The 12,180-nt window shown below is 71.8% G+C and carries 9 protein-coding genes and 1 pseudogene; 9 read left to right on the top strand and 1 reads right to left on the bottom strand.

Features of this window, described 5'->3' with window-relative positions; translation table 11 throughout:
- Positions 1 to 84 precede the first annotated feature (84 nt).
- Genes QZ772_RS10975 through QZ772_RS10965 form a run of 3 tightly spaced genes read left to right on the top strand, consistent with a single transcriptional unit; the run spans position 85 to position 3,589 of the window.
- A complete protein-coding gene (locus QZ772_RS10975) occupies positions 85 to 1,470 on the top strand; it encodes an FAD-dependent oxidoreductase (protein WP_295525859.1) in 1,386 nt (461 codons plus the stop codon).
- Positions 1,467 to 2,348 (top strand): DUF1365 family protein, encoded by an 882-nt coding sequence (locus tag QZ772_RS10970; RefSeq protein ID WP_295525856.1) that lies wholly within the window; start codon positions 1,467 to 1,469, stop codon positions 2,346 to 2,348. Before QZ772_RS10975 ends, QZ772_RS10970 begins: the two co-directional genes overlap by 4 nt.
- Positions 2,345 to 3,589, top strand: a complete 1,245-nt coding sequence (locus QZ772_RS10965) for a cyclopropane-fatty-acyl-phospholipid synthase family protein (protein ID WP_295525853.1) — start codon at positions 2,345 to 2,347, stop codon at positions 3,587 to 3,589. Before QZ772_RS10970 ends, QZ772_RS10965 begins: the two co-directional genes overlap by 4 nt.
- Positions 3,590 to 3,605: 16 nt before the next feature.
- On the opposite strand, the gene QZ772_RS10960 is transcribed toward QZ772_RS10965, so the two are convergent.
- The gene (locus QZ772_RS10960; RefSeq protein ID WP_295525851.1) at positions 3,606 to 4,376 is read right to left on the bottom strand and encodes a Crp/Fnr family transcriptional regulator; all 771 of its coding nucleotides are present in this window, start codon (positions 4,374 to 4,376) and stop codon (positions 3,606 to 3,608) included.
- Positions 4,377 to 4,527: 151 nt separating this feature from the next.
- On the opposite strand from QZ772_RS10960, the gene QZ772_RS10955 reads away from it, so the two are divergent.
- From QZ772_RS10955 to QZ772_RS10930, 6 genes and pseudogenes are all read left to right on the top strand, one after another.
- Positions 4,528 to 5,580 carry a porin gene (locus QZ772_RS10955; RefSeq protein WP_295525849.1) on the top strand — a complete coding sequence of 351 codons (1,053 nt, stop codon included), beginning with the start codon at positions 4,528 to 4,530 and terminating at the stop codon, positions 5,578 to 5,580.
- Between the two features lie 11 nt (positions 5,581 to 5,591).
- Positions 5,592 to 7,772 (top strand): acetate--CoA ligase family protein, encoded by a 2,181-nt coding sequence (locus tag QZ772_RS10950; RefSeq protein ID WP_295525847.1) that lies wholly within the window; start codon positions 5,592 to 5,594, stop codon positions 7,770 to 7,772.
- A gap of 134 nt (positions 7,773 to 7,906) precedes the next feature.
- Positions 7,907 to 8,854, top strand: a complete 948-nt coding sequence (locus QZ772_RS10945; RefSeq protein ID WP_366510578.1) for a tripartite tricarboxylate transporter substrate binding protein — start codon at positions 7,907 to 7,909, stop codon at positions 8,852 to 8,854.
- Positions 8,855 to 8,887: 33 nt separating this feature from the next.
- A complete protein-coding gene (locus tag QZ772_RS10940) occupies positions 8,888 to 10,252 on the top strand; it encodes a DUF1254 domain-containing protein (protein WP_295525843.1) in 1,365 nt (454 codons plus the stop codon).
- Positions 10,249 to 11,622, top strand: a complete 1,374-nt coding sequence (locus QZ772_RS10935; RefSeq protein WP_295525840.1) for a DUF1254 domain-containing protein — start codon at positions 10,249 to 10,251, stop codon at positions 11,620 to 11,622. The genes QZ772_RS10940 and QZ772_RS10935 overlap by 4 nt, the downstream gene beginning before the upstream one ends.
- Positions 11,619 to 12,180: pseudogene (locus QZ772_RS10930) on the top strand (alkyl sulfatase); the annotation flags it as partial. The gene QZ772_RS10935 and the pseudogene QZ772_RS10930, both read left to right, overlap by 4 nt.

The raw sequence follows: 12,180 nt of genomic DNA, 5'->3' as shown, positions 1-12,180 counted from the left end.
CGGCGGGGGCTGCATCCCTTGTAGGACAGCACGAATCCAAATCCCGCGGCCGGCCGTATAGGCGGCATGCACCCTGGAGTTCCGATGAGCCTGACCACCCCTGTCGCCCATGGCCTGCCGCCCGCGCCCGTTTCGTCCGGGGATGCGCCCCTGAACATCGCGGTGGTCGGCGGCGGCATTGCCGGCCTCTCGGCCGCCTGGCTGCTGAACCAGCGCCACCGCGTAACGGTCTTCGAGAGCGAGCCCCGCCCGGGCGGCCACAGCCACACGGTCGACGCGCCGGCCACCGGCGGCGGCCATGTGCCGGTGGACACGGGCTTCATCGTCTACAACGAGCCCTCCTACCCCAACCTCACCGCCCTGTTCGCCCACCTCGAGGTGCCGACGGTGGCCTCGGACATGTCCTTTGCCGTCAGCCAGGACGGCGGTGCGCTCGAGTACGCGGGCACCGACCTGCGGGGCCTGTTCGCGCAGCCGCGCAACCTGCTGCGCCCGCGCTTCTGGGCCATGCTGCGCGACCTGGTGCGCTTCTACCGCGAGGCCCCGGCCCGGGCGGCCAAGGCCGGGCTGCAGCCGCTGGAGGAATTCCTGGATGGGCATGGCTACGGTCGTGCCTTCCGCGAAGATCACCTTTATCCGATGGCGGCGGCCATCTGGTCCACGCCCGCTGGCCAAGTGGGCCGCTACCCGACCGAGGCCTTCATCCGCTTCTGCGAGAACCACCATCTGCTGCAGGTCAACGGCCGTCCCGTCTGGCGCACCGTGAAGGGCGGCAGCCGGGCCTATGTGCAGCGGCTGACAGCCGACTTTCGCGAACGCATGCACCTCGACCAGCCGGTCGTGGCGCTGCGCCGCGATGACGAAGGCGCCTGGGTGCGCACGGCGGCCGGCTGGTGGCCCGAGCGCTTCGATGCCGTGGTTGTGGGCGCACATGCCGACCAGGCGCTGGGCATGCTGCAGGATCCGAGCGAGGACGAGAGCCGCCTGCTGGGCGCCTTCCGCTATTCGCGTAACCATACGGTGCTGCACAGCGTTCCGGCGCTGATGCCGCGGCGCCGCGCCGTCTGGTCGAGCTGGAACTACCTGTCCGACCGGCGCCGGCCCGAAGGCGCCCCCTGCGTCACCTACTGGATGAACCGGCTGCAGGGCATCGACGAGAAGACGCCGCTGTTCGTCACGCTCAATCCCATCGTCGAACCGCATGGCGATCACCTGATCCGCACGCAGGTCTACGAGCATCCGCTGTTCGACGCGCGGGCCATCGAGGCGCAGCGGGCGCTGTGGTCGATCCAGGGTCGGCGGCGCGTTTGGTATTGCGGCGCCTACTTCGGCTCGGGGTTTCACGAGGACGGCCTGCAGTCGGGACTGGCCGTGGCCGAGGCCCTGGGCGGCGTACGCCGGCCGTGGCAGGTCGCGAACGAATCGGGCCGCATCCACATCGGCGCCCGGGCGGCCGAGGTGACGGCGTGAGCGAGCAGCCGGCCGGCTCCCACCTGCCCGATGCGGCGCAGGCCGACGGACAGGCCCTGTACCTCGGCCGCGTGATGCACCAGCGCATGCGGCCGCGGCGGCACCGCCTGGCTTACCGCGTGTATTCGCTGCTGCTGGACATCGACCGCGTGCAGGCCTTGGCGGCGCGCAGCCGCCTGTTCTCGCTCGGGCGTTTCAACCTGTTCAGCCTGCACTGGCAGGACTACGGCGCCGGCGATGCGCGGGGGCCTCGCGCGCACGTCGAGCAGCAGTTGCAGGCCGCCGGCCTGCCAACGGGCGGACGCATCCGCCTGCTGACCATGCCGCGCATCCTCGGCTACGCCTTCAATCCGCTGAGCGTGTACTTCTGCGATGCACCGACGGGCGGCCTGCAGGCCATCCTCTACGAGGTCAACAACACCTTCGGCCAGCGCCACAGCTACCTGCTCCCGGCCACGGCCGGCGATGCCGATGTCATTGAGCAACGCTGCGACAAGCAGCTGTACGTCTCGCCCTTTATGGGGCTGGACATGCACTACCGCTTCCGAATCCGTCCGCCCGAGGCCGATGCCGGCGCCGACAGCCGGCTGGAAGTGGGCGTGGACGCGGTCGACGCCCAGGGCCCGCTGCTCGTGGCGCGGCTCGATGCGCGGGCCCGGCCGCTCGGCGACGCGGCACTGCTGCGGGCCTTCTTCAGCCATCCGCTGCTCACGCTCAAGGTGATCGGCGCCATCCACTGGGAGGCGCTGCGGCTGTGGCTCAAGGGCGTCGGCCTGGTGGCCAGGCCGGCGCCTCCCCAGAATCCGGTTACCGTGTCGCCGGCAGAGTCCCCGGCCCTGCCCTCCGGCCCGTCCGCCACCTTGCGTCCCACGCCATGACCGCTCCCCTCGACCCCTCCTGCGACCTGACACCGCCGCCCGACTCGCAACGTCCCGGCCTGCTGGCGGCGATGCTGGCCCGGCGCTGCATCCGGCCCCTGCTGCAGCAGTTGAAGGCCGGGCACCTGATCGTGCAACTGCCGCACGGCGAGCGGCTGGAGGCGCGCGGCGCCCTGCCCGGTCCGCAGGCGCTGATCCGGCTGCACCGCTGGCGGCCGCTGCTGCGGCTGCTGGCGCAGGGCGACCTGGGCCTGGCCATCGCCTACCGCGACGGCGAATGGTCCACGCCCGACCTGCTGGCCGTGCTGGAACTCGGCGCCGCCAACGAGGCCGCATGGCAGGGCGTCATCGACGGCATGCGGCCGGCCCGGTGGCTGGCCCGGCTGGCCCATCTGCGCCGCGACAACAGTCGCGCGGGCAGCCGCGACAACATCGCCTTCCACTACGACCTGGGCAACGCCTTCTACGAACGCTGGCTCGACCCTGGCCTGCAGTACTCCAGCGCCATCTACGCCGACGACCACGAGACGCTCGAAGCCGCGCAGGCGCGCAAGCTCAGCCGGATCGTCGAGCTGCTGGACCTGGCGCCCGATCAGTCCGTGCTGGAGATCGGCTGCGGCTGGGGCGGTCTGGCACGCCAGATCGCCCAGGCTGGCGCACGGGTCACCGGCCTCACGCTGTCCACCGAGCAGCTGCGCTGCGCCCAGGACCGCGCGGTGCAGGCCGGCCTGCACGAGCGCGTCGACCTTCGCCTGCAGGACTACCGGGACGTGCAGGGCCGGTTCGACCGCATCGTCTCCATCGAGATGATCGAGGCCGTGGGCGAGGCCTGGTGGCCGACCTACTTCCAGGTGCTGAAGAACCGGCTGGCGGCCGGCGGCCGCGTCGTCGTCCAGGCGATCACCATCGACGAGTCGGCCTTCGCGCGCTACCGCGCCGGTGCCGACTTCATCCAGCGCTTCATTTTCCCGGGTGGCATGCTCCCCACGCCCACCCTCATGCGCGAGCAGGGCGAGCGGGTGGGCCTGAAGCTGGCCGAGGTGCAGCGCTTCGGCCACAGCTATGCGCTGACCCTGGCCGAATGGCGCCGCCGCTTCATGGCGCAATGGGCATCGATCCAGCCGCTGGGCTTCGACGAGCGCTTCCATCGCCTGTGGGAGTACTACCTGGCCTATTGCGAGGCGGGCTTCCGCGAGGGGCGGATCGACGTCGGGCTGTACGTGTACGAGCATCAGGGCTGACGACGCCCCTCCTCCGTCACGACTCCACCAGGCGCTGCAGAGCCTGCAGGTCGACGATCCGCAGTCGCTTGTAGCCGCCCCCGTATTCCACCAGGCCCAGGTCGCGCAGACGGCTCAGCTCCTTGTTGATGGTCTGGCGCGACAGACCCAACATCGCGGCCAGGTCGGCCTGGGAGAGCTGCACCAGGCCTTCGCGCACCGGGCTGCCCGACAGGTGGTAGCCCATCTCCATGTTCACCAGTGTCGCGGCCAGGCGCCGCTGGATCGAGCCCACCATCTGCGCCCGCAGCGAGCCGACGCTCAAGCGCTGCCGGTACAGCGCCAGCCGCGCCACCTCGCGCCAGAGCACCGGCTCCCCATCCAGCACCTCGATCATGGCGTCGGCGGGAATGTGCAGCACCACCGAGTCCTCGTGCGCGTCGTAGCTGTAGCTCAGCGGCACATCGTCGAGCAGGCGCACCAGCGGTACCACATGGCGGGGCCCGAGCAGCGAGTTGACGTAGCGGCGCCCTGACTCGTTGACGGCCGCCACCTCGAGGCTGCCCGACACCACCACCAGCAGTTCGCGCCGCGAGCCGTCCTCGTGGCCGAGCACCTGGGCGCCACGACGATGCCGTCGCAGTCGCACCGCGGGCAGAAGTCGCTGGATGCTGTGCTCCGGCCAGGTCGAGAAAAGCTCGCACCAGCGCAGGCCCCGGGCGATGAGCGCCCGCGCGGCCGCCCCCGAGGGCGCCCGTCCGACGAGCGAAGCAGGCGGTGCGTCGGGGACTGTCGGTTGAGTATTCAAGGCTGCTTCGATGGCCCGCGTGTTGGGGTTCGCCAGGGGTGATCTCCGTGTTTGTGTCGGTGCGTTGACAGATTTTGGGCTTTTGCCTGCCTATCGTGGAACCCGTTCAAACCACGACAAGGGCCGGACGGCCCCACGGAGACAAGCAGACATGAAGACTTTCCTGGCAGCCGGCCTGGGGCTGGCGGCGGGCGCCGGCGCGTGGGCGCAAGGCGTCACGATGTACGGCACGGTGGACCTGTACGTGGCCCACGCGCGCAGTGGCAGCAGTTCCTGGACGCGGCTGCAGGACGGTGGGCACACCGCCTCGCGGCTGGGTTTTCGCGGCACGGAGGACCTGGGCGGCGGCCTGCGCGCGGGCTTCGTGCTCGAAAGCGGCATCTCGCCGGACACCGGCCTGGGCAACCTGCCCGGCCCGGAACTCAGCTTCACCCGCCAGTCCTTCGTGAGCCTGGCCGGCCCCTGGGGCCAAGTGGACCTCGGGCGCATGTACACGCCCATGTTCTACACGCTGTTCCGGGCCGACCCCTATGGCCTGAACTCGGTGTTCTCTCCGCTGAACCTGGTGGCGGCCACCGACGCGCAGCCGGGCGCCCAGGCCTTTGCCGCCCGGGCCAGCAACATGGTTCGCCTGCGCACGCCGCAGGGAGACGGCTTCTGGGCCGACGTGGCCTTCGGCTTCGGCGAATCCGCGCAGGCCAGCAAGCGCAGCGGCCAGTTCGAAGGCGGTGCCGCGGGCTGGACGGGCGAGCGGCTCACGCTGGCCTATGCGTTCCAGCGCGCGCACGGCGGCAGCGCCACCGCGCCGCTGGCCGATCCACCCCGCACCACCTACCAGGGCCTGAGTGCTACCTACAAGCTCGACGCCCTCGACCTGTATGCCAACCACGTGCGCGTGCGCTCCAGCCTGCCGGCGGTTCCCTCGGCCCGGCTCACCAGCCTGGGCGCACGCTACAGCTTCACTGCCATGTCGCAGCTCATGGTCGAGGCGGTCGACCGCCGCGTCGACGGCAGCGAGCGTCGCCAGCTCGGCTGGACGCTGGGTTACGACCACCACCTCAGCCGCCGCACCACCCTCTATGCGCGCTGGCTAGGACTGGGCAACCACGCCACCGCTTCGGCCACGCTCGCCGGGGTGACCGTCGCCGCCAACAGCGGCGACGGCGTGCGCGTGCTGGCCGCCGGCATCCGCCACAACTTCTGAGCCCTTTACCGATGCAAGCCATGAACGACCTGGACCGCCGGCTCGACAGCCTGTCGGCACTCTTCAACCCGGGGGCCATCGCGGTGGTCGGCGCCTCGGCCAACCCGCAGAAGATCGGCGGCATTCCCGTCGACTATCTGCGGCGCTTCGGCTACGAAGGCCGGCTCTACGCCGTCAATCCCACCACCGACGAGGTGCAGGGCCTGCCTGCCCATGCCAGCCTGCAGGCCATCGGGGCACCTGTGGACCTTGCCATCCTGTCGGTGCCCGCCGCCCGTGTCGAGGCCGCGGTGGAGGACGCCATCGCGGCCCGCGTGCGCGGCCTGGTGCTGTTCTCCTCGGGCTACGCCGAGATCGGGGGCGACGGTGTGGCGGCGCAGGCGCGGCTGGGCCGGCGCGTGCGCGAGGCGGGCATTCGCTTGATCGGACCCAACTGCCTGGGCTTCATGAACCTGCGCAGCCAGGTCTATGCCACCTTCTCCCCCGCGCCTGGCGTGGGCCGGGTCGCACCGGGCCGCATCGGGCTGGTGAGCCAGTCCGGCGCCTTCGGCGCCTATGCCTATGCCATGGCGCGCGAGCGTGGCGTGGGCCTGTCGCTGTGGGCCACCACCGGCAACGAGGCCGACGTGCAGTTCGCGGACTGCCTAGCGTGGCTGGCCCGCGACCCGGGCACTGACGTGATCATGGGCTACATGGAAGGCTGCCGCGACGGCGAGCGGCTGCGCGAGGCCCTTGCCCTGTCGCAGGCCGCCGGCAAGCCGGTGGTCATGGTCAAGGTGGGCCAGACCGCGCTGGGCGCCGAGGCCGCGGCTTCGCACACCGCGGCACTGGCGGGCGACGACGCGGTGTACGAGGCCGTGATGCGCCGCTATGGCGTCATGCGCGCCCACACGCTCACCGAGTTCTTCGACCTGGCCCACAGCGCCGCGGTGGCGGGGCGGCCGCGCGACGGCAGCCTGGGCCTGTTCACCCTGTCGGGCGGCGTGGGCGCGCTGATGGCCGACGCCGCGGACGCGCAGGGCCTGGACGTGCGGCCCCTGAGCGCGCAGGCGCAGGCCACGCTGCGCGAGTGGGTGCCCTTTGCGGCACCGCGCAATCCCGTGGACATCACGGGTCAGGTGACCAACGACTTCACGCTCATAGAGCGCAGCGCCCGCCTCATGCTGGAGGACCAGGGCTTCGCCTCCTGGATGGGCTTCCTGGCCGCGGCCGGAGCCTCCGAAGCCTTCTGGCCGGTGCTGCGCTCGCTGGTCGCCTCGCTGCGCGAGGCCTTCCCCGACACGCTGCTGGCCATCAGCACGCTGATGCCGGCTGCCCGCCGGGCCGAGCTGGAAGCCATGCGCTGCCTGGTGTTCGCCGATCCCTCCGACGGCATCCGCACCATCGCCCGCCTGGCGGCCCAGGCGCCGCGTCTGGTGGCTGAAGCGGCGCCGCGCGGCCCGGCCATCCGGCTCGCGCCCGGCCCCATGAACGAACCGGCTGCCCTGGGCCTGATGGCCGAGTGCGGCGTGCCGGTGGTGGCGCACCGCTGGGTGCGCAGTGCCGCAGAGGCCGCGGAGGCGGCCGGCGCGCTGGGCGGCGCCGTGGCCCTCAAGGTGGTCAGCGCCGACCTGCCGCACAAGACCGAGGCCGGCGGCGTCGCGCTGGGGCTCGAAGGCGGCGCCGCCGTGCAGCAGGCCTACCGGGCGCTCCAGGCGCGCGTGGTACAGCGGCGTCCCGATGCCCGGCTGGAAGGCGCCCTGGTCGCGCGCATGGTGGGTGGCGGTACCGAGTGCATTGCGGGGGTGCGGCGCGATCCCGTCTTCGGCGCGGTGCTGGTCGTGGGGCTGGGCGGCATCCATGCCGAGGTGCTGCGCGATGTTGCGGTGCGTGTGCTGCCCGTGGACCGCGAGGAGGCCCTGGCCATGGTGCGCGAGCTGCGCGCTTTCGCCGTGCTCGACGGTGCACGCGGACGGCCGCCCGCCGACCTCGACAGCCTGGCCGACACGCTGTGCGCCCTGGCCGATCTGGCCCTGCGCGCCGGCGACACGCTGGAAAGCGCAGAAATCAACCCGCTGATCGTGCGCGCGCGCAGTGAAGGCGGCTGCGTGGCGGTCGACGCACTGGTGGTCGGACGGACGACGGCGGCCCCATCTCCGGTGGGCGTGGCGGAGGCGGCCATCGCCACCGTCGCGGAAGGAGCCCAGCGATGAGCGGCGGCTACTGCCTTGGCGAAGCCGCCGACGCGACCTGCGCGGCCTCGTCGGTCGACGGCCAGCCCACTGCCGGCCTTGCCCGCCGGCGCGTCCTGGCGGGCCTGTCCGCCCTGGCCACCACAGCGCTGCCCATGGGGCTCGCACGGGCCGCCGCCCCTTCCGGCGTCGGATCCGACTGGCCCGCCCGGCCGGTGCGCATCGTGGTGCAGTACGCGGCCGGCGGCTCGACCGACACGCTGGCCCGGCTGTTGGCCGAGGCGCTATCGCCCCGCCTGGGCCAGCCCGTGATCGTCGAGAACCGCGCGGGCGCGGGCGGCATCATCGGCACCGACGCGGCCGCCAAGAGCGCGGCCGACGGCTACACGCTGCTGCTGACCGTCCCCGGCCCCATCGCGGCCAACCTGGTGCTCTACAAGCGGCTGCCCTACGACCCGCGCACGGACCTGCGTATGGTCTCGGACATCGCCACGCCACGCACCGTGCTGGCGGTGCATCCCTCGGTCGAGGTCCGCGACTTCGCCGGGCTCATCGAGACGATCCGCGCCCGGCCCGGCCGCTTCGCCATGGGCTCCTGGGGCGCCGGCACGCAGCCGCACCAGATCCAGGTCTTCATGGACAAGCGCTACGGCCTGCAGACGCTGCACGTCGCCTACAAGGGCGAGGCGCCGATGGCCCTCGACCTGGTGGCCGGCACGGTGCAGATGACGGTGGGCTCCACGGCCACGCTGGTTCCCTACATCCAGGCCGGCCGGTTGCGTGCGCTGGCCATGGCTGGCACCACCCGCGCGCAGATCCTGCCGGAGGTGTCTACCTTCGCCGAGCAGGGCTTCAACGACGAGGTCTATGCCCTCACCGGCCCGATCTCCCTGATGGCGCCAGCGCGGGTGCCCGATGCCGTGATCGAACGCCTGGGACGCGAGACCCAGGCCGCCCTCCAGGAGCCGAATCTGCGCGCCCGCATCGCCGCACTGGGCGCCGAGCCCATCGGCAACCTGCCCCGTGAGGCCGCCGAGAACTACCGGCGCTTCCTGCCCGTGTCCATGCGCCTGGTCGAAGCCACCGGCGTGCGGCTGGACTGACCCTTTGCCCTCCCACTTTCTTTTGCCATGACCATGAAGACCCAAGATTCCTTCTCCGGCCTGGACGCCGGCCGCCGTGACATGGCCCGCTCGGCGGGCCTGGCCGCCTTCGTCTACGGCTACCCGCTGGTCGAGTCGGTGCGCACCTGCCGGCTGCAGACCGGCCACCACGGACTGGCGTCGCGCGCGCCCCTCAACACCTTGCATTCCGCCACCCGGCCTTCCACGGACCAAGACCGCGACGTCGTCACCCCGGCCAACGACCTGCTCTACACGACCGCATGGATCCATCTAGGAGACGGGCCCTGCGTGCTGACCGTGCCGGCCGCCGCCGAGCATCCCGGCCGCTACTTCGTGCTGGCGCTCTATGACGCCTACACCGAGAACTTCGAGAACCTCGGCCCGCGCAACTGCAGTGCGCAGGGCGAGCAGGTGCTGCTGCTCGGCCCCGGCCAGTCCGCCCCGGCCGCGCTGTCGCACCTGCGGCAGGTGGCCTGCCCCACGCACCTGGTCTGGCTGATCAGCCGCATCCTCGTCGGCGACGAGGCCGACCAGCCCGCCGCCCGCGCGCTGCAGGCCACCATTCGCCTGGCACCGGCCGAGGGCACCGGGCCCGCTCGCGCGCCGGCGTCGGTGGCCGGGTGGGAGGGCGAGCCCGTGGATGCCATGGCCGACATGGAGGCCGGCGTGCCCGCCGAGGACGTGGCCCGGCGCTTCTTCGGCAACCTCTGCCGCGCGCTCTCCGATGCGCCAGGGCGCCCCGAGGACCAGGGCCTGATCGCCTGGTTCGGCCAGGCCGGGTTGCGGCCTGGGAGCGGGTTCGACTGGGCCCTGCTCGACGCGCCCGTGCGTGAGGGCCTGCTGCAGGGCTTCGTCGAGGCTATCCGCCTGGTGGGCGAGGCCGCGCGCAGCAGGAAGCGCAAGCCCTGGGTGCTGGCCGGGCGCGCCGGCCGCTATGGCCATGACTATCTGACGCGTGCGCTGACCGCCTACATCGGACTCGGCGCCCTTGCGACCACCGAGGCGCTGTACGCAGCCGGCCATTTCGCCGCGGACGGCCAGGCGCTCGACGGCAGCCGCCGCCACCTGCTGCGCTTCGAGGCGGATGCGCTGCCGCCAGCCGATGCCTTCTGGTCCGTCACGTTGTACGACGCGGATCGCTTCCTGTATCCGAACGCCATCGGCCGCCATGCCATCGGCGACCGCACGCCGGGCCTGCGGCGCGAGGTGGACGGCAGCCTGCAGCTGATCTTCAGCCATGACCGGCCGGCCGACGCCGCCAACTGGCTGCCCACGCCAGCGGGGCGCTTCTACCTGATCCTGCGCCTGTACCACCCGCGCCAGGATGTGCGTCAGTGGCGCATTCCCGCCCTGCAGCCGCTGGAGGGGAAGGCATGAACGACCACTCTGCCGCCGTCAGCGACGCCGACCGAGATGTCGTGGTCCATGCCTATCCGCTCTACGAGATGCGCCGCATGCGGGCCGCCACCTCGCCCAGGCGGCTGGCCGATCATGGCGAGGCGCCGGCCGGCCAGCGCTGGTGCAACGTGTTCGCCCACACCCGCGAGCTGCTCGCACCGGGTCGCAGCCGCGTGGTCACGCCCAACAACGACACGCTGTATTCCACCGCCTGGCTGCATGTGGACGAGCCCCTGGTGATCGACGTGCCGGACACGCAAGGCCGCTACTACGTGCTCGGCCTGCTGGACTTCTTCACCAATCCCTTTGCGCATCTGGGCACGCGATGCACCGGGAATGCGGCGCGCGCTTTCGTGCTGACGCCGCCCGGCTGGCAGGGCGATCTGCCGGCGCAGCTCCAGGCGCCCGGCTGCCAGGTGCCCTGCCCTACGCCCTGGGTGTGGATCATCGGCCGCATCCTGGTCGATGGCGAACACGACCTGGCCGGCGCCCATGCCGTGCAGGATGGCCTCAAGGTGCGACGCTTGAGCGACTGGATGGCCGGGCGCCCTCCGCGGCCTGCGTGCTTCGATCCGGACTGCGACCCGACCGCACCCCCGACGGCCAGCCACTTCGCGCATCAGGTGCGGGCCGCGCTGGCTCAGAACCCGACACCGCCCGACACGGGCGGCGTACCGTCCAGTGCGTTGGCCGCAGTCGGCCTCGATCCCGCGAGCCCGGCCCCGGAAGGCAGGACGCTTGACCGCCTGACCCGCGCACTGCGGGAAGCGCTGGACATGCTGCGCGCCACCGAGACCGGTGAGCGCACGGCGGAGGGCTGGATCCTGCCGCCGCAGGTCCAGGGCAGCTTCGGCAGCGACCATCGCACCCGGGCCCTGGTGGCGCTCAAGTACATCGGCATGCTCGAAAGCGCGGAGGCCTACTACCCCATGGCCTGGCAGGACGAGGACGGCCAGCCATTGACGGGACGTCGCGTGTACGCGCTGCGCTTCGCGCCTGGCGCCACACCGCCGGTCGACGCGTTCTGGTCGATCACGCTGTACGACGCACGCGACTACATGCTGGTGGCCAATCCCATCGGCCGCTATGCCATCGGCGATCGCACCGAAGGGCTGGCCTGGGCGGCCGATGGCAGCCTCACGATCCACATCGCGCACCAGGCACCGGACGACCCGCACGCACGCGCCAATTGGCTGCCCGCACCGGCCGGCGACTTCTACCTCTGCCTGCGGGCCTACATCCCGCGCCCCGCCTTGCTGGAGGGCCGCTGGCGTCCGCCGGCGCTGCGCGTGATCGGCGAGGCCGAGGAGACGGCCGACTTGCCGACGGCCATGGAGCCCCTCGCATGACCGCGCCTCGATCCACGTCGACCGGCGCAGACACCGAGAAGCCTTTCCTCCTCGTCGGCGAAGGCAGCGAAACCGTCGGGCCCGGCCTGCATCTGCTGCGCGGCCAGGGCCATTCCTTCGCCGCCGAGACCGATGTCGGCCTGGTGGTGATGGACGCCGGGCCGGGCGGCAAGGTCACGGCGGGCATGATCGATGCGCTGCGCGCGCTGAGCGATGCGCCGCTGCATGCCCTGTGCTTCAGCCACGGACACCTGGGCTACAACGCCGGTGTCGACCAGTGGCTGACCCATGCCGCGCAACGCGGCGATCCACGGCCCCGGGTGATCGCCCATGCGGGCGTCCTGCGCCGACACGCGCGCTACCGCGAGACGGCCGGCCTGCAGCATCGGCTGGCCGAGATGCAGTTCCGCCGGCCGGCCGCCTTCTTCGAGCGTCACCTGGCCATGCACGACCCCGACGAGATCTTCGAGGATCGGCTGACGATCGGGCATGGCGAGCGGCGGATCGAGCTGATGTGGGCGCCCTCGGAAACGGACGATGCCATCGTGCTGTGGTCGC

This window comes from uncultured Pseudacidovorax sp. (genome assembly GCF_913773995.1).
Lineage (GTDB): Bacteria > Pseudomonadota > Gammaproteobacteria > Burkholderiales > Burkholderiaceae_C > Xenophilus.
The sequence above is the reverse complement of the archived record's forward strand: the minus strand, read 5'-3'. Positions and strand labels throughout refer to the sequence as shown.